18 protein-coding genes and 1 tRNA gene are annotated in these 23,506 nt (G+C 40.1%); 8 read left to right on the top strand and 11 right to left on the bottom strand.

The features are described from left to right. The first annotated feature begins 243 nt into the window (after window positions 1-243). A complete protein-coding gene (locus IEE83_RS08130; protein WP_310588572.1) occupies window positions 244-2,781 on the top strand; it encodes a M12 family metallo-peptidase in 2,538 nt (845 codons plus the stop codon). Between the two features lie 70 nt (window positions 2,782-2,851). Here the strand turns inward: IEE83_RS08130 and IEE83_RS08125 are convergent, their stop codons facing one another. The 3 genes from IEE83_RS08125 to IEE83_RS08115 are packed head-to-tail and all read right to left on the bottom strand — an operon-like array spanning window position 2,852 to window position 5,473. Continuing rightward, a complete protein-coding gene (locus tag IEE83_RS08125; protein ID WP_194120103.1) occupies window positions 2,852-3,424 on the bottom strand; it encodes a Crp/Fnr family transcriptional regulator in 573 nt (190 codons plus the stop codon). Between the two features lie 46 nt (window positions 3,425-3,470). Then, on the bottom strand, window positions 3,471-4,676 hold the full coding sequence (locus IEE83_RS08120; RefSeq protein WP_194120102.1) for an ATP-binding protein: 1,206 nt from the start codon (window positions 4,674-4,676) through the stop codon (window positions 3,471-3,473). Continuing rightward, window positions 4,673-5,473: an alpha/beta fold hydrolase gene (locus IEE83_RS08115; protein WP_194120101.1), complete on the bottom strand. Its 801-nt coding sequence runs from the start codon at window positions 5,471-5,473 to the stop codon at window positions 4,673-4,675. The genes IEE83_RS08120 and IEE83_RS08115 overlap by 4 nt, the downstream gene beginning before the upstream one ends. A gap of 899 nt (window positions 5,474-6,372) precedes the next feature. On the opposite strand from IEE83_RS08115, the gene IEE83_RS08110 reads away from it, so the two are divergent. Then, the gene (locus IEE83_RS08110; protein ID WP_228101722.1) at window positions 6,373-6,594 is read left to right on the top strand and encodes a hypothetical protein; all 222 of its coding nucleotides are present in this window, start codon (window positions 6,373-6,375) and stop codon (window positions 6,592-6,594) included. Between the two features lie 295 nt (window positions 6,595-6,889). Here IEE83_RS08110 and IEE83_RS08105 read toward each other — a convergent pair whose 3' ends face one another. The 3 genes from IEE83_RS08105 to IEE83_RS08095 form a co-directional block, all read right to left on the bottom strand. Next, the gene (locus IEE83_RS08105; protein WP_194120100.1) at window positions 6,890-8,131 is read right to left on the bottom strand and encodes a cation:proton antiporter; all 1,242 of its coding nucleotides are present in this window, start codon (window positions 8,129-8,131) and stop codon (window positions 6,890-6,892) included. Window positions 8,132-8,234: 103 nt separating this feature from the next. Then, window positions 8,235-9,515: an aminotransferase class V-fold PLP-dependent enzyme gene (locus IEE83_RS08100; RefSeq protein WP_194120099.1), complete on the bottom strand. Its 1,281-nt coding sequence runs from the start codon at window positions 9,513-9,515 to the stop codon at window positions 8,235-8,237. Window positions 9,516-9,623: 108 nt separating this feature from the next. After that, window positions 9,624-10,310 (bottom strand): phosphatase PAP2 family protein, encoded by a 687-nt coding sequence (locus tag IEE83_RS08095; protein ID WP_194120098.1) that lies wholly within the window; start codon window positions 10,308-10,310, stop codon window positions 9,624-9,626. A 339-nt stretch (window positions 10,311-10,649) separates the two neighbouring features. Between IEE83_RS08095 and IEE83_RS08090 the strand changes: the two genes are divergently transcribed. Next, complete coding sequence (locus tag IEE83_RS08090) at window positions 10,650-11,390, top strand: Ig-like domain-containing protein (protein WP_194120097.1); 741 nt, start codon at window positions 10,650-10,652, stop codon at window positions 11,388-11,390. Window positions 11,391-11,464: 74 nt separating this feature from the next. Here IEE83_RS08090 and IEE83_RS08085 read toward each other — a convergent pair. From IEE83_RS08085 to IEE83_RS08075, 3 genes are all read right to left on the bottom strand, one after another. Then, window positions 11,465-11,539, bottom strand: a tRNA-Val gene (locus IEE83_RS08085). Between the two features lie 23 nt (window positions 11,540-11,562). Beyond that, window positions 11,563-12,879 (bottom strand): MFS transporter, encoded by a 1,317-nt coding sequence (locus IEE83_RS08080; protein WP_194120096.1) that lies wholly within the window; start codon window positions 12,877-12,879, stop codon window positions 11,563-11,565. A 78-nt stretch (window positions 12,880-12,957) separates the two neighbouring features. Continuing rightward, entirely contained in the window at window positions 12,958-13,416 is a 459-nt protein-coding gene (locus tag IEE83_RS08075) for a hypothetical protein (protein WP_194120095.1), read from the bottom strand. Between the two features lie 159 nt (window positions 13,417-13,575). Here IEE83_RS08075 and IEE83_RS08070 point away from each other — a divergent pair, with 159 nt between their 5' ends. Then, window positions 13,576-15,231, top strand: a complete 1,656-nt coding sequence (locus tag IEE83_RS08070) for a T9SS type A sorting domain-containing protein (RefSeq protein ID WP_194120094.1) — start codon at window positions 13,576-13,578, stop codon at window positions 15,229-15,231. Continuing rightward, a complete protein-coding gene (locus tag IEE83_RS08065; RefSeq protein WP_194120093.1) occupies window positions 15,231-17,240 on the top strand; it encodes a thioredoxin domain-containing protein in 2,010 nt (669 codons plus the stop codon). Before IEE83_RS08070 ends, IEE83_RS08065 begins: the two co-directional genes overlap by 1 nt. Window positions 17,241-17,292: 52 nt before the next feature. Here the strand turns inward: IEE83_RS08065 and IEE83_RS08060 are convergent, their stop codons facing one another. After that, window positions 17,293-17,814, bottom strand: a complete 522-nt coding sequence (locus IEE83_RS08060) for a DinB family protein (RefSeq protein WP_194120092.1) — start codon at window positions 17,812-17,814, stop codon at window positions 17,293-17,295. Between the two features lie 246 nt (window positions 17,815-18,060). Here IEE83_RS08060 and IEE83_RS08055 point away from each other — a divergent pair, with 246 nt between their 5' ends. The 3 genes from IEE83_RS08055 to IEE83_RS08045 all read left to right on the top strand — a co-directional run bounded on the left by IEE83_RS08055 (window position 18,061) and on the right by IEE83_RS08045 (window position 21,265). Beyond that, entirely contained in the window at window positions 18,061-18,609 is a 549-nt protein-coding gene (locus tag IEE83_RS08055; RefSeq protein WP_194120091.1) for a hypothetical protein, read from the top strand. A 152-nt stretch (window positions 18,610-18,761) separates the two neighbouring features. Then, window positions 18,762-19,682 (top strand): hypothetical protein, encoded by a 921-nt coding sequence (locus IEE83_RS08050; RefSeq protein ID WP_379993002.1) that lies wholly within the window; start codon window positions 18,762-18,764, stop codon window positions 19,680-19,682. A 23-nt stretch (window positions 19,683-19,705) separates the two neighbouring features. Continuing rightward, window positions 19,706-21,265: a vanadium-dependent haloperoxidase gene (locus IEE83_RS08045; protein WP_194120090.1), complete on the top strand. Its 1,560-nt coding sequence runs from the start codon at window positions 19,706-19,708 to the stop codon at window positions 21,263-21,265. 78 nt (window positions 21,266-21,343) lie between these two features. Here the strand turns inward: IEE83_RS08045 and IEE83_RS08040 are convergent, their stop codons facing one another. Then, window positions 21,344-23,506 carry a xanthine dehydrogenase family protein molybdopterin-binding subunit gene (locus IEE83_RS08040; protein WP_194120089.1) on the bottom strand — a complete coding sequence of 721 codons (2,163 nt, stop codon included), beginning with the start codon at window positions 23,504-23,506 and terminating at the stop codon, window positions 21,344-21,346.

Below are 23,506 nucleotides of genomic sequence, written 5' to 3'. Positions count from 1 at the left end.
GAAAATTGGGTCCCAAAATTGATTATTCCTGCCGTTTTGGGAGGAACTGGTTTATTAATTTTTTAATAATAATATAAGTAAATGACTTAAATTCAACAGTATGTACTCAAAAGTTTTAACTTTATCTCTTTGTTATACAAATTCTTGACATCGTTGTAAAAAGCGGTTTTGAAAGAATACACCTACCACCACAAAGAACGAATGATTAGAACTTTTACTAGTATAATGCTGATTTGTTTGACTGTGAATCTCGCACTGGCGCAGTCTGTAAAAATATCAAAAGAAAGAGAGCAACCGATAAGTGATATTTCGGCATCAAAGACTTTTCTTACAAAAAATTCAACTACTCAGCTGAAAGGAATCCAACAAAATCCTCGTTTGATTTCTCTAAGTTTCAATGTTAATCTATTCCGGGACCTTACTGCAAAAAAGGAACAAAGTCTGGAAATTGAAATTCCTGGTATTGAAGATTTGCCAATTGAACTGGAACTGGCGCCGATTATCATCACTTCCTCTGATTTTAACATTACCAATACAACTGATAAAAATCAAACCCAGGCTATTCTTGATCAAAGCAAGTTTTATCGGGGAAAAATAAAAGGCGACGAGCATTCATTGGCCTCTTTAAGCTTAGTAAACAATGAGTTGTCCGGGATGATCATTGACAGTACCGGTACCAGGATTTTAGGAAAAAACCAAGATCCGGCTTCGAGCGAAACGAGTTATATTCTCTACTATGAAGATGATATTACTACCAACTTTCAGTTTTTATGCGGTTCAATAGAAAAGGATTTTACTGAAAGAAAAAACCTGCGTGTAGCAGAAGAAACAGAAGTAAACGAATGCAAATACCTGGGTGTTTACATAGAAACAGACAAAACTGTCTACGATAAGTTCGGGAGCAAAGCTAATGTGACAGCTTATGTCCTTGGGTTGTTCAATCAGGTAGCGACTTTGTTTAGCGCCGAGAATATTGCTTTTCGTATTTCAGGATTATACATTTGGGACACACTTGATCCTTATGCGTCAAGTCAAACCAATCTGGATGACGCCTTAAACGTATTTCAGAGTTATTGGAATGCCAAAAACAATAATTTTCCCGGGCAGTTTGCGCATCTTTTAACCTGCCGGAATTTGGGTGGAGGAAACGCCAATATGGAAGCCATGGACGACCGTAACAAAGCGTATGGTGTGAACATGATTTACGGAAACTACAAAATTGTCCCTGCTTACTCCTGGGATGTAAAAGTCTTTACCCACGAACTTGGCCATAATCTTGGTTCGCCTCACACCCACTCCTGCACATGGCCGGGCGGGGCTATCGACAACTGCGCGCCGGTTGAAGGAAATTGCGCTCCCGGACCAACTCCGGTAAATGGTGGCACGATTATGAGCTATTGTCAAAACACAAGCATTGGTATCAATTTAGCACTGGGTTTTGGCCCGATGCCGGGAAATCTTATACGCAGCAGAATTTCAAATAATGAAGCCTTACCTGTTTCAAACAGTGTGCCTTCCGACTTGCTGGCTTATAACATCGCCGCCCGGAGTTCACGTTTGCAATGGAATTTCAGCGGATCGAATACCAGTCATACCATTCAATATAAAACAGAAAATTCAACAGGAAACTGGACTGAAATTCAGACTACAAAAAATTCGATACTGCTTTCCAATTTACTCCCTAATACTACTTACAACTGGCGGGTAAAAGGCAACTGTTCAGCGTATACGGAAATCCAAACTTTCGCTACGAATAATGATCAACCAACCTATTGTCAGCCAGTTGATCAGTGTTCCAAAGCCATAGGCGTCGGACTAAACTCTATTTCAATTAATAATATTCCATTAAGTGTAGGCTCGGATTGCGCAACGGGCGGTTATACTTTTAATTCCTCAGCTCCTGTTCCTCAGCTTGTCATCGGACAAAGCTATGCATTTAATTTTTCGTTGATTGGCTATAACTTTGCTCAGCACATTAAGGCCTGGATTGATTATAATAATGATGGCGAGCTTTCTGCCGATGAGTTAATTGCGGAAACAAAAACTTCACCAAGCGCCAGCTTTTCAGGAACCTTTAAAATTCCGGATAATCAAATTTCTCTCACCACCAGAATTCGTATCAGATCAAATTATTTCTATCAAAACTTTAATTCCTGTGACAATCTTTCATTGGGAGAAACAGAAGATTATCTGGTAAATTTTGTTCCTGTAACACCTTTGCCGGTCAAATTCGTTTCCATAAATGTAAACAGGCAAAATAACAAGGCCATTCTGGCTTGGGAAACTACGGATGAAGATGGAGGCTTTTCCTTTGATATTGAGAAAAGTATCAACGCGAAAGATTTTAAAAGTATTGGAAAAATTCCCGAAAACGGACCGTCATCGCGAAACAACAAATATACTTTCAGTGAAGAAATTGCAGAACAAAACGTGCCTGCATTTTATTACAGAGTAAAAATGCCCGACAATTCGGATAACATCATTTATTCGAGAATTGTAGCACTTAATCTCAATGCATTGGCTAACCCCGATATCAATATCTGGCCCAACCCATTTCAAGATTACCTGCGATTTTCGATAAAAACCCAGAACAAAGGACTGGTTCATTTTACGCTTTACAATATTCAGGGAAGAGCAATTAAGAGAGGGCAAAAATATCTTTTCCCTGGTGAAACAAGTTATGAGATGAAGAATTTCCCCGGCTTAACGGCGGGAAATTACATTTTAAAAATTAACGATGACAAAAATTCGTATTCAAAGGTTTTGATAAAAACACCCTGATTGATAAATCATAAATAATCAGGATGCAAAAGAATTGTTAATTTGAAATGATGAATATTTTCAGCTTAAATCATCGAATATTTTTACGAATCCTGCTTAATGACTGCGGTGTGATCCCAAGATAAGAGGCAACATCGCTTAAAGGAACGCGGAGCGCGACTTCGGGTTGACGCATCATAAAAAGCTTGTAGCGCGTCGTGGAATCCTGTCCGAGATAAGCATTTCTTATACCGATTTTATCCAGTAGCGCCTGTTGTGTGATCTGGTGAATAAGCCCTTTGAGCTCCGGAATTTTTTCATAGAGTTCATACAATCTTGTTTTAGTGATTGCCAAAACTTCCGTATCACAAGCTGCTTGAATACTCTCCTGAGCAACAACCTGATTGTTAAAACTATTGAGTATTGTACAAAAAGTATTTTCCTTCAAAAAGAAATGCGTGACTTCCGAGCCTTTCTCATTTAGAACAACAATTCTGAGTACGCCATCACAAATGAAGAAAAAGTCTTTACAAACCTTGCCCGATTGAAAAAGATATTCGCCCTCCTTAAATTTTCTCGATTCAAAATAATCGGAAATAATCTGCTGCTCCTGATAAGATAGAGATCGAAATAATTCTAAATAGGTGATAAGCGGATTTGGCATAAAACTGATTAGTTTGCTATGAAGTAGCTTACAAAAAGCAAATTTATCACACCTGCTGCAAAACCGGAAGAATTATAATGATACTTGTTCCTTTTCCTTCCTGTGAACGGGCCGTAATGCTGCCATAATGTGAAGAAACAACCCGCTTGCAAAGTGCCAGACCAAGGCCCGAACCTTCTGAATTTTTATGCAGTTTGTTGAACAATTCAAAAATGTAAGCGCTATAAGCATTATCAAAACCAATTCCATTATCGGAAATTTCCAGTCTGATATGTTCCGTGTAGCGATATTTGTCGTTGGCTGATTTAAAACTGTTTTCTTCAATAAGAACTCCCCTGACTTTAATAACCAGCAATTCTTCCAAACTTCGATTTTGAACTGCATTTTTGAAAAGCTCAAAAAACAAGATTTCCATCTGAGCTGCTCTGCCTTCAAACAATGGTAGCGTATCCATTTCAAGATTGAAATCAGCAAATTGTAGTTCTGTTTTAATTCTGGAAGAGGCTTCATTGATCAATTCGCCTGGATTGATTTGGGAAGGACCTTCATCTGTCAAATCCAGTTCAACAAATTGATGGAGACTACTGGTTAAACTGCGGAGCCGGGCAACGGATTTATGTATTTTCTGTAAGGTTAACTCGCCTTTACCTTCGTGTATATGGCCGTGCAAAATGCCTGCAAAAATATCAATTTTGCGGATCGGCTCCTGCATATCGTGGGACAAAACCTTGCTAAGCTGAATATATTCCAGATTCCGTTGTTTGAGAGTTGAAAGCTGTTGATCAAGGATTTGATGTTGCAATTGCAGTTCAGTTTTCAACCCGATAAGGACTCCATTTTCCTGAATTGCCAATTGTTGCTCCTGCTTTGCCCGCAACAGTTCATCTTCATGTTTTTGCCGCTCAAAAACGGTAGTAAAAATGAAAATATATGCCGGTTTTTGATTCCAAAAGGTGGTTTTGCCGTGAAGCATTACAGGCAGGATAGTACCCTGTTTCATTTTTAGTGAAAGAAAAATTTCATCTGCTTTTCCTTTTAAGCGGATGAGCGGATAAAGCTGGGTTTGATAAAAAATCTGGCTTGATACTGTAAAAATTATCCCCAGTTTTTGCTGGATTAATTCCTCGCTTTTGAAGTCGAGAAGTTGACATAAAGTGTCGTTGACAAAACAGATTATTCCGTCATCGCCGAAAATAATACAGCCGCAGGGCATGGCGTGAAGAATTTTCTCAGCATCTGAAAAATCGTTCATTTGCGTCGTCTTACATACTGATCCATTAATTCAATTGTCTCCGTCGGGGCGCTCATGTGCGGACAGTGGCCGGTTGCTTGCATAACTTTAAAAGTACTGTTGGTTAGATTGTTATGCAGATATTGTCCAACCTCCAAAGGCGCAATCAGATCATCCGAACACTGCAAAATTAAAGATGTATGTTTCACTTTTGACAGATCTTTCCGATTATCGGAATAAAAGGTAACCTCTGCAAACTCTTTGGCAATAGCGCGATCTGCGGTGCAAAAACTTTCTGTAAGTTCTTCACCAAGAGCCGGGTTTTCCGAATTTTTCATCATAGCAGGTGCAAGAAATCCCGCCCAGCCTTCGTAATTTTTCTCCATCATAGAGAGCAGATCTTCTATGTCCTTTCGCTCAAAACCGCCTTGGTAAGTCTGATCATTAATATAACTCGGGGAAGGTGCCAGTAAAATCAGATCCTGAAAAAAATCCGGCTCTTTAATAGCTGCTAAAACGCCGATCATACTACTGACGGAATGCCCGACAAAAATGGAATTTTTCAAATCAAGCGCTTTGCAAATATCAAGTACATCTTCGGCATAGCCATTCAGATTCGAATATCTTTCACTATTATAGCATGTCAGATCCGAATTGCCGCTTCCCGTAAAATCGAATAAAATAATCTTGAAATCTTTTTCGAAAGCAGGCCACACTTCCCTCCACATGTGCTGGGAACAGCCGAAACCATGGGCAAAAATCATCGGTACGGTGCCACTTCCCAATAAGATTACATTATTTCTTTTGAGAATATCCATTTCGCGATTTTTTACCTCTTTCTACCAAATATACACAAAAATATCAAAGCCGGGAGAAACCAGATTTAGCGTACAAAATCAAGCCGTTGATAAAATTATAGCTTCATACCAAAATTTGAGTCTTCATTCGTAACCTGGAATTTCTGATCTATTTTATTAAATATCAGATTTAAAAGTGGATAAAACATTCTGAATCAGATTACTTGACATAAAAAAAAGAATCCCGGAAGCCCGAGATTCTTATATATGTTACCCTCCTCTACACACTTAGTAAGTGTGTTATAGTACAAATGTATCATAAAGAAGTAGAAAAACAAGAGCTTATAAGATAAGAAATTTTCAGGTAATATTTTTCACTACCTGTGATATACCGCTGATTATCTCCCAATGGCTATTTTCAAGAATATTTCTAAAATCAGTATCTTAAATTTCTACTAAACGGTATCACAAAACGGTGATGAGTTCCGAATCCGAATTTTCAGTTTGCAGATACTCCCACTGTACATTTGTATTTTCCGGGAAAACATTGCTTCAATCCTGTGCATTATAATCTGTAACTGATTCTAAATAAGCATTCATGTCCATCACATAAGTACCTCCCGGCCCACACCTCTCGCATCAGTGAAAAGCACTTTGGCGTGATCTGGTGGATATATTTTATCTTTCATAGCGACTTTCAGTAGTATTTATTCCGCACATTAAAAGATCAAATTAAAACTTACACCAGTTTGCTTCCTTAAAATTATTCATTTCAAAAAAATGGCATAAAGGTTAAATATTTTGATGGTTACTTTAAACCATTTTCAAATTTCATAATCCAAGTATTATGGCCGGAAAGTAATGACTCGTGAAGATTTCTGGCAGAAATGAAGTTTTATAAATCATCAACTTACTGTTTTATGAAAAATCTAAAAAAATTCGCTGCTTACAGTATATTTCTTTTATTCACCATGCTGGTATTCAGCTGTGTTAGCGAAAGAAGAAGACCAGGACCGCCGCCGGCACGTGTGGAAGTAATTCCAGTCGCTCCGTCTCCCAGACATGTTTGGGTTCCTGGCAATTACAGATGGAAACGGAATAAATATGTCTGGCATGAAGGGCGTTATCGCAGAGGACACTGATAGTTTGTCATAAAGACAATAACCTGACTAATTGCTTATTACAAATTAAATGGTCATTTCTCTTGCAGAAATGGCCATTTTTGTTTGAAGAAACTGACAATCCCTCGGATAGTTAACTAATTAAACACATCAAGGATATTAATTATAAAATTTATTTCCCACCGTACTCCAATTTTCACTATCCGTCAGATGGCGAAAAAAGCCATCAGACGGGAGATCCAACTCGTCCGACGGCTTTTTTTGCCGTCGGACGGGTAATAAAAACTCATTAACTAACAGAAAAACCAACTATAAATCAAAGCGATATTTCCTCAGAAAACTTGCTTTCCAGTGTTCTCATTACCCGTGTTGCTGTGAGTCCGTGTACTATGATTGACAATAAAACGATGAACGATACAATCGACCAGAGTTCATTGCTGTAAAGAAAATCTTTCTGGCTGAGGGCGAAAGACAGATAATAAAATGAACCAAGTCCCCGGATACCATAAAAGCTGATTCCCAGTTTTTCTTTAAAATGAAGATGTGTATTCATTAACCCAACGATTCCACTGAACGGGCGGATCAGGAATATAAATATTATCCCCACCACGGCCATTTCCCACGTCAGAGAACCTAATATGCCATGGATAAGACTTCCACCAAAAACCAGCAAAACGACGGCCACTAAAATCCGTTCAACCTGATCAGAAAAATTGTGAAGATCTTTATGAAATTCATTCTTGAACTCATAATTCCGGAGAGTCACCGCGGCAACGAAAACGGCTATGAAACCATATCCATGGACCAGTTCGGTCAAACCATATATTAAAAGTGCGGATGCAACTGCAATAAAACCGTCGTTGATATTGATGAATTTGGTTTTTTTTGATACATTAAAAATCAGGTATCCCAGAAATTTCCCCAATAAAAAACCGACGATAATTCCTGCAATTATTTTATATATAAAATCGTAAGCAAACCATTCCAGAATGCTTCCTGCATTATTGGGACCCAATGATGCCACGGAAATTGCCAGCCAGGTGAATGGAAATCCCATGCCATCATTCATACCGGCCTCCGCAGTCAGGGCAAAACGGACATTGTCTTTTTTCTTTTCCAATGGTGGTCCTACCTGCACATCCGCCGCCAATACGGGGTCTGTCGGAGCCAGTGCTGCACCCAATAAAAGGGACGATGCAAAGTCGAAATGAAGAAACAGGTAAGATAGCATGGTCAGCAAAAATATGCACAAAACCATGGTGATAGTAAGCAGCCGAAAAGGAACGATCCAGGTTTGCAGAGAAAATGGGCGGTCGATTTTCAATCCTCCGCCCATGATAGAAATAATGATTACAAACTCCGTAAAATGAACCGTATAATCTTCATATCTAACCGGATCCGGTTTTGGGAGTATGTCAATGAAATAGTAAGAAACAGCACCAAGTAGGACATAAACAACGGAATCCGATATACCAGTTTTCTTCGTAAAAGATGGCATCCAGGCCATTCCCAATGCTGCAATTCCTATTAAAGTGATCGTTATAATGTAGCTATCCATGGTTTTAGCATGGAAATAATCATGCCTGTTTACACCGGAAAGCAATCATTCCGGATTATAATTTAGCCGGAATGATTATATAACAGATAAAAAAACAGTTATTTCAGGCCGACTTAATAGCAGAGGACAATTCCTCTTTTATTCTTTTAGCCACAATTTTTTCTTCTCCCGGTTGAAGCATCCACGCTGTTACCCTGATCAGATTTTCACCTTTCAAAGTTTCAACGAGTGAGGGGTCTACTGAATCTGAACCAGCCTGATAGTGGTACAGTGGCAAACCGGCAAAACTGGCTTCAATTGAAGGATTACCATAGCGCAATTTGTCTCTGAGTTCCTTGCCTGTAAGTTTAACGATACTGTCGTCCCAGGAAATCGTTAAGGTTGGCGTAATATTGCCCAGTTCCGGTACGGCTACCTTTGTCGTAACTCCGGTTATATCTTTTACTGCATTTTGAATGTGTGCGATACTGCTCTCCCACCCTTTCCATTCTTTATCATGATCACCGGAAATGAATTTTTCAAGAGCCACATACATCCCTAAAATTTCTTCTTTATTTACCTTATGACCACGCGCGATTGTGAAACCTCTTGGCGGTGCATTTAATCTGGCCGCGGCAATAATATCTTTTCTTCCCATTAAAATACCCGCACTTTGTGGTCCGCGCATGGCTTTTCCACCAGAAATAAAGACAAGATCAAATCCCATGTCATTAAATTTCCAAAGGTTTGAAACCGGTGGAACGTCTGCTGCAATATCAATAGAAGTCGGAATTTTCAATTCTTTTCCCAGCGCCACCCATTCTTCATGTTTGATCTGGCCATGATTCGTCTCAATATTCAAAAAATGAAGTAAAGCCGTTTTTTCACTTACCGCTTTCCTAAAATCTTCCACTGTTTCAACTTCGATAACTTTACATCCTGTATTAAGAAAAGCGTGATTATAGCGTTCGTTATGGGATTTCTGACAAATTACCTCAGACTTCATTCCTGTCCCCTCCAAATGCGGAAGCTGTTCAACTTTTTTGATATCGAGACCGGTAAGAATACCTGCAAGTCCCAACGTCATGGCTGAAAAAGCACCACAGGAAACCATGGCAGCTTCTGAATGTACCAGTTTTGCGATTTTTTCTCCCACTTTATCCTGTACTTCATCAATCATACAGAAATGCCGGGAAGTATTTTCAATTGTTTCAACCACCTCGTCATCCATAATACACCCAGACATATACGTCAATGTACCGGCGGCATTAATGAAGGAGCGGATTCCCAGTTCCGCAATTACATCACGTTTTTTCTTCAAAGGAGCAGCCGTAGCCGACTGCACGGAAAGGGAGCCAAAAAGTGGCAAAGTAGATAGGCCTTTTAAAACTTTTCTTCGTTTCATGGGTTCAGTTATATCAGAAACCCAATTTACACAGCTTTCAATTAAATGTTTCAGATCAACACTTAATTGAAAGTTGTTTTATAATTTTTATTCAATTTATTCCATTAGCTAATAGACCGGCGTAGATTTTCTTCTGTTTTTTCCCCACTTATACTGGTGCGTCCAATAGGCCATTTTCATTGACAAAAACCCGAATCCTGCTCCAAAAAGCACATCACCTATATAATGCCGGTTATTGGCAATTCGCAATAATCCTGTGGTGCCTGCCATTGTGTAAGCTGCATAAGGCATCCATGGAAGCCGGTCTTTATATTCTTCGCTTAAAAATGTGGCCGTGGCAAATGCCTGTGCCGCGTGTCCGGAGGGGAATGAATAACGGTCGCTTCCATCGGGCCGGGTTTCATGGGAAACGCCTTTCAAAAGCGTTACCGAAGCATACATAAACAGTTCACCCTTGATCAGAATCGCCGTTCTGTTAGGAAAATCATTTTTTGATTTAACTCCAAAGGCATCCAGGCCATAGGCAATGGGTAATGACGCATATTCCATGTAATTATCCAGTTTGGTATGAAAATGCGGAATTTGTTTATTGCGCTCATCCCGGATTTTAAACTTGATCTGATCTTTGAAAAACACGGTTGTAAATAATCCGGAAACCATTAAAAGTCCCGGCACATATAACTGACTTTTGGTAAAAGAAAGTTTTTGATTGATTTGAACAGAATCCTGCTGCTGGCTAAATGAGGGCAACGACAAAACAACAGCCAGTTGCAGCAACAACAATTTACGAAACATAAAAAGGGGTTTTAAAACAATTGCAAGAGGGTGATAAAAGTATGAGCGGATTCTGAATTTTTTCTGAATACAGGAAGAATGATGATCAGAATTAATTTATGTTGGCTGTTCACTTCATTTTGACTCTCTCGTATTAAATCAAAATTTTTAGAAATTAATTCAAAACAAAAACTCATTTAATTCAATTTTAACTTGGCAGGGATGATCCTGGCGTTTTGTCTTTTCTGAGATTGTTCAAGCATGTGAATTTTCTCTGTTTCAGGTTATTTATTAAAGGGTTAGCTCGGGTCAAAAACAATTCTTAATATTGATCATTATTCACCTGACCAACTCACTGCCATGAAAAAAATCTATTTTCTTCCCCTGCTTTTCCTTGTCGTAACCGCCTGCTCCAAGAAGAGTGATCCTGAGCCGGATGTAACCATGGATTCTCCCACGCTTGTCTTGAAATACACCGATACCCATCAGTTTGCGCTTTCCAAAGGCACCACAGTTGTAACACCTTCTACCTATACCTGGAAGTCAAGTGACACATTAGTTGGTAAAATTTCAAAAGACGGAAATTTTACAGCCAGGAAAATTGGAAAAACAACCATTACGGCAACGGGAGATGGAAAAACGTTACAATCAAAAATCACCATATCGCCAACGAGCACGCTTGCTGCGGAACCGGTAACAGACTGGGGCGCTACCAATACGCAGATTAAGGCAAAAGAAAAAAGAACTTTATTATCAGAAACTGCTGAATCAATATTTTTTCAGGGCGAAAACGCCAAAATTTCTGCTTCAGGTTATGTACTTCAAAATGGCAAACTGACCTCTTCTGCCTTGTTGTTGACAACTACGCAGGCTGTGGCCACCGAAGCGGTTACTTTTTATCAGGAAAGATATCCTGATTATGGAACGCTCGATTCCAGTATTGTCTTTATTAATGACGCCCGGACCTTCGGAGTTTTACTAGGTATTGATGCTGATCTTGGCCTTTATGCCATTTACAGCCCTTACGATCCTAACGGAAGATTGACGACGGCTTCTGTTGCGGACAGATTGAAGCGTTTTAAGATTGGGCGGAAGCTTTGAACCGATTTTATATTCAAACCAAAAACCCGTTCAGCTGAACGGGTTTTTGGTTTATAATGCCAGATTAAAATCCGTAGGACGTAGCGGGCTCGAACCGCTGACCTTCGCGTTGTCGACGCGACGCTCTGAACCAACTGAGCTAACATCCTTTTTTGATAGCCGTAAATATATATTAATTTGCTTTTGTCTGCAATCCGAAGCGATATACTTTTTGGGAAGGAATTCTTGACAAAAGTATAAGCCCGATTATAAAAATCAGAAGCAAAGCCAGAATACTGTTGCGCATACTTCCTGTGATTTGCTCAACCGTTCCATAAATAAATGTCCCCAAAACTATGGCTATTTTTTCAGTCACATCATAAAAACTGAAAAACGAAGCCGTATCAATTGTATTTTCAGGAATCAGTTTTGAATAAGTAGCTCTGGAAAGCGACTGAATTCCGCCCATCACCATACCAACTGCACAGGCTACTATATAAAACTGTCCAGCGGTGGTTGTATAATAAGCACCGGCACAAATGCCAATCCAGATGGCCACGCCGATCATCAGCGCATAAATATTACCAATTTTAGAAGATAACCAGGAAAATAAATAAGACCCGGCAATACCAACAAGTTGAATTAAAAGCACTGTAATAATCAGGCTTTGCGAAGGGAGTTTTAACTCATTGGATCCGAAAATAGTCGCTACATACATAACCGTTCTCAGACCCATTGTGTAAACAAAAAAGGCAAGCAGAAATTTTGCAAGATATGGCTGTTCCCGAAGTTGTCCGTAAACTTTTACCAATTCCTTAAATCCGCTAAAAATCCAGTTTTCAACTTGTGCTTTGCCTTTATTGGCAGATGGCAAATACTTAAATGGAATCTGCGCGAATAAAATCCACCATACACCAACTGTAAAAAACGATATTCTCGCTGGCATCCCTTTATCCGTAATACCGTAAAAGGATGGAAAAAGTACCATACTTAAATTGAAAACCAGTAGTAACACACTTCCAAAATAGCCCATCGAAAAACCTTTGGCGCTTACGCGGTCGTAGTTTTCTTCGGTTGCAATTTCGGGAAGATAGGAATCATAAAACACAATACTTCCGCTCCATCCAATCAAACTCAAAGCAAAAATTAAAACCGAAAAATTTAGTGTATCTTTTGTAAAGAAAAAAAGCAGCATACAACTAACCGAGCCCAGATAACAGAAGAATTTCATAAATCTTTTCTTATACCCGGTAAAATCCGCGATGGCTGTGCAAATTGGTATCAGAAGCGCTGTCAGCAAAAAAGAAGCGGATACCGTATAGGAAAAAAGTACCGTGCTCTTGATCGATAAACCAAAAAAATCAATTAAACCAGTTCCGCCTGAGGCATTTAGCGCAGCAGCACTGAAATAAACCGGGAAAATACTGGAAACGATAACCAGTGCGTGTACCGAATTCGCCCAGTCGTACATACACCAGGCATTTATTATTTTGGGATCGTTCTTTTGCATAAGGGTATATTTCCTGTAAAACTAAGAAAAGCGACAGATTCCTCTGTCGCTTTTCTTACAATATTTATAAAATGCTGCTTACTTGATCACGGGTTCAAAAACCATTATCGTTTCTGTATCCACGCCGCCAACAGGCATTGTACTTTTTAGTCTCAGCTTACTGTTTGTCAATTCCACAACACCGAATTTCCCGGAAAAACCGGTTACGGCAATATCAAGTGTGGCGGCATCATCAATCAAATACCATGTACCACCGTTGATCACCTGACTTGTTTTTTGTTCAAGTGCTTTGGTCACATTATTTGCCAAAAACTGAATATCCATGTAATTGGCAATCGCTTTGGTCTCTTCATTGAGCAAAGAAGTGGAGATTGCTTTTCCGCTTAAATCTGTTACCGAACTCATACGCCATGGATAATTTACAAGAATTTTGCTCTTTTCCGCAGGCTTCACAGAATCGTCGTTATCTTTACTTCCACAAGAACCAAGTGAAAATAAAATGACAAATACAGCAACAAGATTAATTAATCGATTCATTTTTGTGTTTTTAAAGTAATAGTTTGGCTAAAATTCCGGTTTCCGATTTTAAACCTTTAAGAGTGAATATCTTAAAAAAGTTAAATTAACAGATTTTTCCGGGAGTTTTGCAAAATTAACGAATTTGTTTCATCAATTCTTATCGAACGACACACAAATATGTTATCAAGATATCTACATTTATTTATTACGTTATTGACAATCAGTACAATCCAATCTTTTGCACAGGATTGTAAGCCATCATATATCCTAAATCCGGTTACGGTTAACAATACTATTGAATGGAATAAGTTTCCGGAGTTCAGCCTGCCTTTCAAAATAATATACAATGGTCCACGATTTGGAGATACGCAGTCACTGCCTTTAAAACACGGATTTAGCCATCTTGCTTTGTTTTCAGGAAATGAGCCTGCGACTTTGCCTGCTGCAAATCGGGCGTTGCTTTGGAACAGTGTTGCCACTAATTCCGGCAATCAGCCATGGGGAATGGATGCACTCAGAAGTCCGTGGGGAAATGACACCACAGCTTACCGGCAGGGCTGGGCGCAATATCTGACTTTGCTTGCCAACAGTTTTCAAGATTCTCAGGGAAGCGGCGTACCGAAAGCAGATATTATTTGTCTGGATGTGGAGCGAATGCTTACAGAAGAACGTGATATTTTAAAACTCAAAACAAATGCCGCAACGCCAGCCAAATATGCAAGTCTTTCGGATGCAGATTTTATTGCGACCTATAAAAAAGACATACGCTGGTGGTACAGCGAAGCGGTTAATTATCTGAAAAATATAGGTTTTGACAAATCTTCAACCATCACAAGTTACAGCGATGTACCTGTGCGTGCAACCTGGCTGAATATTGAAAGTAACAGCTGGCAGGACTGGACTACCAATACGGCTCGTACGCATTATCTGATGCAGGATGATAACGGTAAAATCGGCGGTAGCTTTTACAATTCACTGACAGCCCTTACTCCTTCTCCTTATTATTACTATGGATACAGTAGTCCGATTGGAAAGGATTATCTTACCTATCTTCTTTTCCAGGTTGAGGTAAATAACGCATGGAGCAACAAACCCAATATTCCCTTTGTGTGGATGCGGATTCATGACAGTTTCGATCCGACCGTTCCAATGATATTGCCTTTTCAGGCACAGGCGACAGCTATTTTTCCATTCTTTTCGGGTGCCAAAGGATTATGGCTTTGGGAAAATTCAGGATTGGAAAATTCACGTCAGGAGAACTATGCGACTTATGAAAATTTCATTTACGGACTTTATCGGCTTTCTGAATTCAAGGACATGTTTGAAGGCAATTACAATCTTGTAATACCCGAAACAGCGAGAGATTTGATGACTTCTAAAAAACCGGTTTGGCGCGGTGTTGTAAAAGATGGAAATATTCTGATTGCCGCGCAAAATCCATATGCGGGCGATAATGATGTTACAAGTGTTACGCTTTCATATCAAAAATGGGTAAAAACAATAAGCCTCAAAGGCAAAGAAGTTTTTCTCTGCAAATTTGATCTGAGTCAGGATAATTCATCCACGGAACCTAATATCACTGAAGCATTTTTATATCCGAATCCGATGGCGGCGGATTCCAAAGTCCGGCTCACCGGAATAAATGGCACTGTCAGTGTCGATTTTGATCTTTTCAATAATCAGGGAAAGGCCGTTTATTCGGGAAAACTGCAAGCTATTGTTGGTTCAACAGATCAGAGCGTAACGCTTCCTGACCTTGGCATGGGTTTATATATAGCCCGTTTCAAAAGTTCTAATAAAACAATCACCCAGAAAATTATCATCACAAAATAATGAACCGCCTTAGCAAAGAAACCAGCCCGTATTTATTGCAGCACGCCAACAATCCGGTCGACTGGTTTGCCTGGGGAGACGAAGCTTTACAAAAAGCAAAAGCAGAAAATAAACCGATTCTGGTTAGTATCGGTTATTCTGCATGCCATTGGTGTCACGTGATGGAACGCGAAAGCTTCGAAGACCAAAATGTGGCCGATGTAATGAATGAACATTTTGTCTGCATAAAAGTGGACCGCGAAGAACGGCCTGACGTGGATGCCGTTTACATGGACGCTTTGCAGGCAATGGGTACACGTGGCGGCTGGCCGTTAAATGTTTTTTTACTTCCCGATAGTAAACCGTTTTATGGCGTTACTTATTTGCCGCCCCAAAACTGGGTGCAGCTTTTAAAAAGTGTGAATAACGCTTTTGTCAATCACTATGACGAACTGGCAAACTCTGCGGAAGGATTTGTTGAAAATATGGTGCAGCCGGAAACCAGCAAATATAACCTGACAAGCTCTGAATCGGGTTATACGATCGATGCGCTCGACCAGATGTATGAAAAACTCAGCCAGAATTTCGATACACAAAAAGGAGGAATGGACCGGGCGCCAAAATTCCCGATGCCTTCAATTTATAAATTCCTGCTTCGCTATTTTGATATAACACAAAATCCCGCGGCTCTTGCGCAGGTTGAGCTTTCTTTGAACCGGATAGCTTTGGGAGGTATTTATGACCACGCCGTTGGTGGATGGGCAAGATATTCTGTTGATGATGAATGGTTTATACCCCATTTTGAAAAAATGCTGTATGACAATGCACAGCTGCTCGGCATTTTTGCAGAGGCATACTCATTAACACAAAACAGTCTGTATGCTGACCGCGTAACAAAAACAATTTCCTGGCTGGGCAGTGAAATGCTGGGTCCGGATGGTGGTTTTTATTCGGCACTTGATGCTGATAGTGAAGGCATTGAAGGAAGATTTTACATTTGGAAAAAAGCAGAACTTCAAAGCATACTTGGTGATGATTTTGACTGGTTTTCCAAATTATACAATATCAGCGCACATGGCAACTGGGAAGATGGTTACAATCATCTTCATCTTACAAATTACGTTTCTGAAACGGCAAAAGCTGCCGGAATTTATTCTGATTCTTTTGAAGAAAAATATCAGAACGCACTCCAAAAACTTGCAGAAGCGCGTAAAAGCCGCATTCGTCCCGGACTGGACGATAAAATTCTGGCTTCGTGGAATGGACTTTTAATCAAAGGTCTGACTACTTCCTATCAGGCTTTAGGCGACGAATCTATTCGGGATATGGCTGTTAACGGAGGACGGTTTATGTTGGAAAAAATGACTGTTAACGGAAAACTTTGGCATAGTTATAAAAATGGAAAAACAAGTATAACAGCTTTTCTGGAAGATTATGCGGCAGTTGTTGAAGCCTACACTGGACTTTATCAGATAACGTTTGATACCTTATGGCTTACAGAAGCGGTTCGTCTGACGGATTACACCATTTCCAACTTTTACGATACCGCAGATGGTTACTTCTTTTTTACGGATTCAGAAGGTGAAGCTTTGATCGCACGGAAAAAAGAACTTTTTGATAATGTAATTCCGGCTTCCAACTCTATGATGGCGCAGAATCTGTACGTTCTTGGGAAAATTCTTGATCGTCAGGATTATCTTGATTTGTCGGATAAAATGCTTTCAAAAATGGATAAAATTCTGCTGGCTGATGTACAATGGGTTACCAACTGGGCAGCTCTTTATTGTCAGAAAGCCTCTCCTACTGCCGAAATTGCTATTGTTGGAGAAAATGCGGATGAGCTCAGAAAAGATTTTGACCGTTTTTTTATTCCAAACAAAGTGGTTGTCGGAACAGAAACTTCATCGCAGCTTCCACTTCTGGAAAACCGGACAAAGGTTAACGGCAAAACAGCGATTTATGTTTGTTATGATAAAACCTGTCAGCTGCCTGTAAACTCCGTGGAAGATGCACTGGAACAACTAGGCTGATTTATTTGATATGAAAAGGCGCGACCAGATGTAAGCGCCTTTTCATATTCTTTTATCCAAGCAATGGATAATATCTCTCCCGGATTATATTCATATGATGAACAGGATGCCCGATAATCACAAATCCCAGCGCTAAGGGAGAGATTTCTGTATTATTGGCAACTCCCGGATTAAGAATCATTTCCCCACTCATGTTTTTAAAAAGTAAAATTGTCGACTGACGAAGCAGATTAAACTCTTCCATCAAATCTGTAACTGAACGTTTACTTGCGACCGTGTTGGCAGCAAGTATAGCTTCTTCGTAACCCGGCAAAGCAGTTTTATCATTTCTTGAAAAACGAAGTGCACGATAAGCCATAATCCGTTCGTTATCAATAACATGCTGTAAAATATCCTTTACAGTCCATTTTTCAGGTGCGTAAATTTTGTCCTGTAAATCAGTCAGTTTGCTAATTTCAGAGTAAACTTTATCGGGTGAATATTTTTCAAAGGCATCAAAAATATCAATGTCTTCTACCAGATTAATATACCGGTCAAAAAATGGCGGCATTGGATTAATGTCAGATCTTTTCATAAAAACAGGCTGTTTTGAGGTGCCAAATTATAAAGATTCTTTAAGAATTAACTCATAAACAAGTTATTCCTTAATCACATAATTCTTTAAATAGATCAGAACGCGAAATAATATCCATGTTATTTTATTTATTTGAAACATTATATCACAAAAAGTTGATAACACGCAATTATCATATCTTTAATCGACGAAAACAGTTTAAAATCACAAATTAGTTATTATATTTGACTGAATAATCCCGGAAAGTTGAAAAAAATAGTTGCCATAGGCTTATTAATTTTGTTGCTCTACAATATGTTGGGGCTAACAACGGCTGTGTTGCTATTTGACAATCAATATAAATCAGCTGCATCTTCAAGCCACGGAGACGATTACCAGCTTTTGAAAGTATATGTACCTTCCCTGCCGTATACAACAAGTTGGGAAAATGATGAGGAAATTGAAGGGCTAACAAAAAGCAACGGAAATTTTTACAATACCACGCACGTTCTTCATACAAACGATACTTTGTATATCACGCTGAAATCAAATCAGCCTGCCCGTGACCGTTTTTTTGAATTGGCAAACCAGATGCAATCCATGACAGATCCTGGAAATACACCTGATTCTTCCCATGGCAAGGCTTTAAAACTGCTGGATAATTTTATTAAAAATTATGTTCAGAATATTTATCAATTTTCAATTCATCATCAGCTATCTTCTCCCGGTGATGTAATTGCTATTTATCCTTCAAAGGAAGTCAAGCCTACACGCTTTCTTATAAAACTTCAAACACCTCCACCGGAGCAGTGCTAAATTGTGTCCGTCACTGTTTCATAAAAACCTGATGCGGCCAAAATTCCGGCATTTTTATATTTCCTTGCTTTGGGTTAATTCCTGAAAGCAGGTAATCACTTTAATCCACCCATCGCTTTCAAAGCGGTAACTACCATCTTATTTAATACTATATGTTTTCAACTATACGGAATAAAAAACATCTTTGGATGTTAATTCTGGCAATGATCAGTTTCAGCGGAGCCTATGCGCAAATGCCGAATGATGCTGTTTACATGTCAAAAAATACAGCTTGTCTGGCTTTATCCTACACGCATAGTTCGTGGGATAAATACTGGGAAAACACTTTAAAAAGAGACAATCTTAACATTGGAACGCAAACCACTCAGGTTGGAATGGCCATGCTGGCTGTTGGTGTTACAAAAGATCTGAATGTGATTGTGAGCCTTCCTTACATCTGGACTCAGGCAAGCGGCGGAAATATGAAATGGAGTAAAGGATTCCAGGATGTTTCGGGCTGGGTGAAATACCGCTTTTTTAATAAAGCGGGGTTTTCTTTAAATGCAGTCGTGGGTGCGTCTATTCCCAGTTCAAATTATGTCCCGGATTTTATGCCAATGTCCATTGGTTTGCAATGCAAAACGGCGACTGGAAGACTTGTAGCACGATATCGTCACAAAACCGGTATTTACGCGACCGCGTATGGAAGTTATATTTTGAGAAGCAAAATCACGATTGACCGTGATTCTTACCTGATGGGAGAAACACTTTATAACACAAACCGTGTGAGTGTTCCTAATGCTTTTGATTATTCTGCACGTGTTGGTTTTACAAATAAAGCGATTCAGACAGAAATTTATGCAGAACGTAACGAATGTGTGAATGGAGATTATATCCGTCGTAACGGGATGCCTTTCCCAACCAATAACATGAAATCAACCACAGTTGGATGGTATGGAAAATTTCAGCCTAAAAATATCGGCTTTAACGCACGCGTTGCTTATGTGACCCGCGGAGAAAATTTAGGGCAGGCAATGACCTATTCCGCCGGACTTTTATATCAGTTCAGATATATTAAATCTGGCAAAAAATAAATTACAGTCATTACAAAAAGATCATGAACAAGATATTTTATTCCCGTGGCCGCGCTGCGTCTTTTGCAACAGGTTTATTTTTAGCTTTAACAGTTTTCTCATGCAGCAAAACGGTTGATGAGCCAACTGCATCCATCAATAATCCTTCTACCCTTGATGAGAATGCGGGTACATGGAAACCTTACATATTGGCTTCATCAAGCGAAGTTGCAGTGGACCAGCCCAAAGCAGCCACCTCGGCGGAATACATTGCAGAAATTGCAAAATTGAAAGAAACGATGGCTTCTGTCACGCCTCAGCAACGCGACCAGATAAATTATTGGGGTGCAGGAGCAGCTTTCCGCTGGAATGAAATTGCCCGTGAACTAGCCGCACGTTACAACAGTCCACCGGCTGTAAATGCAGAAGGAAAATATCCGGTTCCTGATGCTGCAAATCCATTGGCGGATCCAAAATTCCCTTTTGCAAATCCTCCATACACTGCACGTGCACTGGCTTATCTTAGTGTTGCCCAGTATGATGCGCTTGTCAGTGCGTGGAATTACAAATTTAAATTCAACCGTAAGGCACCATCAAAAAACGACGCTTCTATCAAGGCAATTCTTCCGGTTTCAGATTTACCGTCTTATCCTTCGGAAGACGCCGTTGTTGCTGCCGCTTCATATACGATATTGAAAGCGATGTTTCCTGGTGAAATTCCTTTTCTGGATGCTAAATTGGCCGAACATAAAAACAGCCGTTTGTTAGCCGGAATGAATGTAGAAAGTGATATTGTAGCGGGTAATGCATTGGGAAATGCCGTTGCAGCGAAAGTAATGGCAAGGGCCAAGACGGATGGAATGGGTGCGGCTAATAACCAGGCCAAAGTTCCGGATATCATTGCCAATGCTTTAAAAATTGGTATAACCGAGCCATGGAAAAGCCAGGAATCCCCGGCACGTCCCCCGATGCTTCCTACTTATGGTGGCGTTCTTACCTGGAATTTCAATACGGCAACCATACCTACACTTCGTCCAATTGCTCCGCCTGCAATTGGCAGCCCTGAGTTTGAAGAAAACCTGAATGAACTGTTAACAATCGCAAAAAGCCAGACAAGAGAACAAGCCAGGATTGCAAATTACTGGTCTGATGGCGTAGGAAGTTATACGCCTCCGGGGCACTGGCACCGTAAGGCTGCTAACCTGGCTCATGACAATAATTTTAGTGAAGTAAGAACTGCCAGAACATTGGCCTTGGTTGGAACTGCCATTCAGGATGCAGGGATTTGCTGCTGGGATGCGAAATATTATTACTACTATCCTCGCCCTAACCAGATGAACAGCAAGGTGAAAACTTCTGTGGGGTTGCCTAACTTCCCGTCTTATACGTCCGGGCACTCGATGTTTTCTGGCGCTGCGGCAGAAGTTCTTTCACATATTTTTCCTTCCGAAAAAGCTAACATAGATGCCATGGCCGTGGAAGCCTCGGTTTCAAGGATTTATGGACTTATCCATTATCGTTTTGACTGTGAGCAAGGTTTGGTTACCGGGCATAAAGTTGGAAATTATGCAGTACAGCGCGCTAAAACAGATGGTGCGGAATAAATAAAATAATGTAAAAATAAAGCGATGCAGTCGTGATGGGGCTGCATCGCTTTGTTTTTATGTCAATAATCAGTTTTTCTAAACCAGATTATTAATATCAAAAGGAAGTTTTCGCATCCTCTTTCCGGTTGCCGCAAAAATTGCGTTACCAAGTGCGGGAGCTATCGGAGGAAGTCCCGGCTCTCCTACTCCACCCGGCGCTGAACCGCTGTCAACAATATGTATCTCAATTTCAGGCATTTCGTTTAACCGCATAATGTTGTATTGATGGAAATTGCTTTGGTCACAAACCCCATTTGTAAATGTGATTCCATCTTTTATTGCCGCAGTAATACCCATTACGATATTGCCTTCGGTTTGTGCTTTCACATTATCCGGATTGACATAATAGCCACAATCGATTATTGAGATAACTTTGTCTATTTTAACTCCGTTGTCTTTTTTGGTAACCGTAATGCAGGTAGCAGAAATACTATCAAACGATTTAAAAACCGCTATTCCTTTTCCTTGTCCTTCCGCAAGCTTTTCGCCCCAGGCTGATTTTTCTGCCAGTGTTTCCAAAACTTTTCTGAAACGTTCATCTTTTATGATTTCCAAACGTGCCTTGACCGGATCTTTTCCAGCCAGATGAGCGAGTTCATCGATAAAACATTCCTGTCCCCAGCCGAAATTTGAAGCATAAACTGATCGCCACCAAACAATAGGAATATCCGTTTTTACGTGTGTCCAGCTTACTTTGGAAGCAATTTCAAAATTGTATTTATTATTATTTGTACTGATTTCTTCACTCAGCCATGGATCAGCCTCGTCAGGTTTTAATCCTTTATAAACCTGACTAACAATAGATTCACCAATGGCATGGTGATGATATCCGGCAATTTTGCCATCCTCCACAAAACCCTGCATATGACTCAACATACCCGGACGATAAGGCCCCTGAGAAATATCATCTTCTCTTGTCCAGACAACCTTAACCGGCTTTTTCAATTCCTTTGACAAATGACACGCTTCCAGAAGAAAATCATGATAAGCTTTTCTTCCAAATGCGCCACCTAACAACGTCACATTGATTTTTACCTTTTCCGGTGCCACTTTCATGTACGCGCATACATCGCGCAATGCCCAGTCAGGTCCCTGAACCGGAGCCCAAATTTCTATTGATCCGTCATCTTTAACGTGCACTACTGCATTTTCGGGCTCAATAGGTGCATGTGCTAGAAATGGCGTTTCATAATTGGATTCCAGTTTCTTTGTAGCTGAGCTGTATTTCGCGCTGAAATCTCCTTTTTCCTCAAAATTGATTCCTTCTTTTTTTGCAGCTTCATATGTTTCTGCAAAGTATTTTTCTGTGCTCAGCGTTTTTTCATAATCTGCATTATCCCATTTTACAACGAGTGCTTTTCTTCCTTTTAATGCTGCCCAGTAATTTGTACCAATTACCGCAACAGCTTCGGAAGTCCGATGAGGCATTGTCCGCTCCGTTTTTAAAACTTTAATAACGCCTTTGACCTTTTTCGTCTCAGAATCATCGATCGAAACAATTTTCCCGTGTATCGCAGGCGAGTGCAAAATACTGGCATAAACCATTCCCGGAATATCGATATCAATTCCATAAATTGCCTTTCCCGTTACGCGTTCGGGTACATCCAGGCGTTTGTTGTATTTTCCCAAAATTGTAAAATCCTTTGGATTTTTTAATTTTGGATTTTTAGGAATTTCAAGTTTAGACGCCTCGTCAGCAAGTTCACCATAAGTGAAAATTTTACCGGTTGGCTTATGGACAATGGTCCCATCTTTTGCCAAACATTCTGCAACCGGAACATTCCACCTTTTTGCAGCAGTCTCCGTAAGCATTTCACGGGCAGCAGCGCCAGCCTTGCGGATCGGTTCCCATAAGGATCTTACGGAACTACTTCCACCGGAAGTCTGGCTACCATATTTATCTTTTCCGTCACTCTGAATAATTTTTACCTGGTCAAGCCGCACTTCAAGCTCTTCTGCCAGAAGAGACGGCACTGCCTGCGTTGAACCTTGCCCCATATCCGGACGAGGATTGACAATCGAGATATTTCCGGCCGTATCAATAATGATAAACGGGTTGATTTCAAGTTTTAAAATTGCCGGATAAATCTTTTTGACGACTGCATCTTTTGAAAACGCAGAAATACCCAGAGCCAGCCCCAAAGAAGTCAAACCGGTGGTTTTCAGGAAATCACGGCGTGAAGTTTGTATATTTTCCAA

Origin of the sequence: Dyadobacter subterraneus (genome assembly GCF_015221875.1) — a bacterium.
Lineage (GTDB): Bacteria > Bacteroidota > Bacteroidia > Cytophagales > Spirosomataceae > Dyadobacter > Dyadobacter subterraneus.
The sequence above is the reverse complement of the archived record's forward strand: the minus strand, read 5'-3'. Positions and strand labels throughout refer to the sequence as shown.

What these genes read in the sequence shown, in the direction of transcription:
- IEE83_RS08060 (WP_194120092.1), bottom strand. Translation starts at nt 17,814, where the DNA reads ATGAAAAGATCTGACATTAATCCAATGCCGCCATTTTTTGACCGGTAT.
- IEE83_RS08070 (WP_194120094.1), top strand. Translation starts at nt 13,576, where the DNA reads ATGTTATCAAGATATCTACATTTATTTATTACGTTATTGACAATCAGT.
- IEE83_RS08065 (WP_194120093.1), top strand. Translation starts at nt 15,231, where the DNA reads ATGAACCGCCTTAGCAAAGAAACCAGCCCGTATTTATTGCAGCACGCC.
- IEE83_RS08090 (WP_194120097.1), top strand. Translation starts at nt 10,650, where the DNA reads ATGAAAAAAATCTATTTTCTTCCCCTGCTTTTCCTTGTCGTAACCGCC.
- IEE83_RS08050 (WP_379993002.1), top strand. Translation starts at nt 18,762, where the DNA reads ATGTTTTCAACTATACGGAATAAAAAACATCTTTGGATGTTAATTCTG.
- IEE83_RS08120 (WP_194120102.1), bottom strand. Translation starts at nt 4,676, where the DNA reads ATGAACGATTTTTCAGATGCTGAGAAAATTCTTCACGCCATGCCCTGC.
- IEE83_RS08125 (WP_194120103.1), bottom strand. Translation starts at nt 3,424, where the DNA reads ATGCCAAATCCGCTTATCACCTATTTAGAATTATTTCGATCTCTATCT.
- IEE83_RS08110 (WP_228101722.1), top strand. Translation starts at nt 6,373, where the DNA reads ATGAAAAATCTAAAAAAATTCGCTGCTTACAGTATATTTCTTTTATTC.
- IEE83_RS08045 (WP_194120090.1), top strand. Translation starts at nt 19,706, where the DNA reads ATGAACAAGATATTTTATTCCCGTGGCCGCGCTGCGTCTTTTGCAACA.
- IEE83_RS08105 (WP_194120100.1), bottom strand. Translation starts at nt 8,131, where the DNA reads ATGGATAGCTACATTATAACGATCACTTTAATAGGAATTGCAGCATTG.
- IEE83_RS08080 (WP_194120096.1), bottom strand. Translation starts at nt 12,879, where the DNA reads ATGCAAAAGAACGATCCCAAAATAATAAATGCCTGGTGTATGTACGAC.
- IEE83_RS08115 (WP_194120101.1), bottom strand. Translation starts at nt 5,473, where the DNA reads ATGGATATTCTCAAAAGAAATAATGTAATCTTATTGGGAAGTGGCACC.
- IEE83_RS08100 (WP_194120099.1), bottom strand. Translation starts at nt 9,515, where the DNA reads ATGAAACGAAGAAAAGTTTTAAAAGGCCTATCTACTTTGCCACTTTTT.
- IEE83_RS08095 (WP_194120098.1), bottom strand. Translation starts at nt 10,310, where the DNA reads ATGTTTCGTAAATTGTTGTTGCTGCAACTGGCTGTTGTTTTGTCGTTG.
- IEE83_RS08075 (WP_194120095.1), bottom strand. Translation starts at nt 13,416, where the DNA reads ATGAATCGATTAATTAATCTTGTTGCTGTATTTGTCATTTTATTTTCA.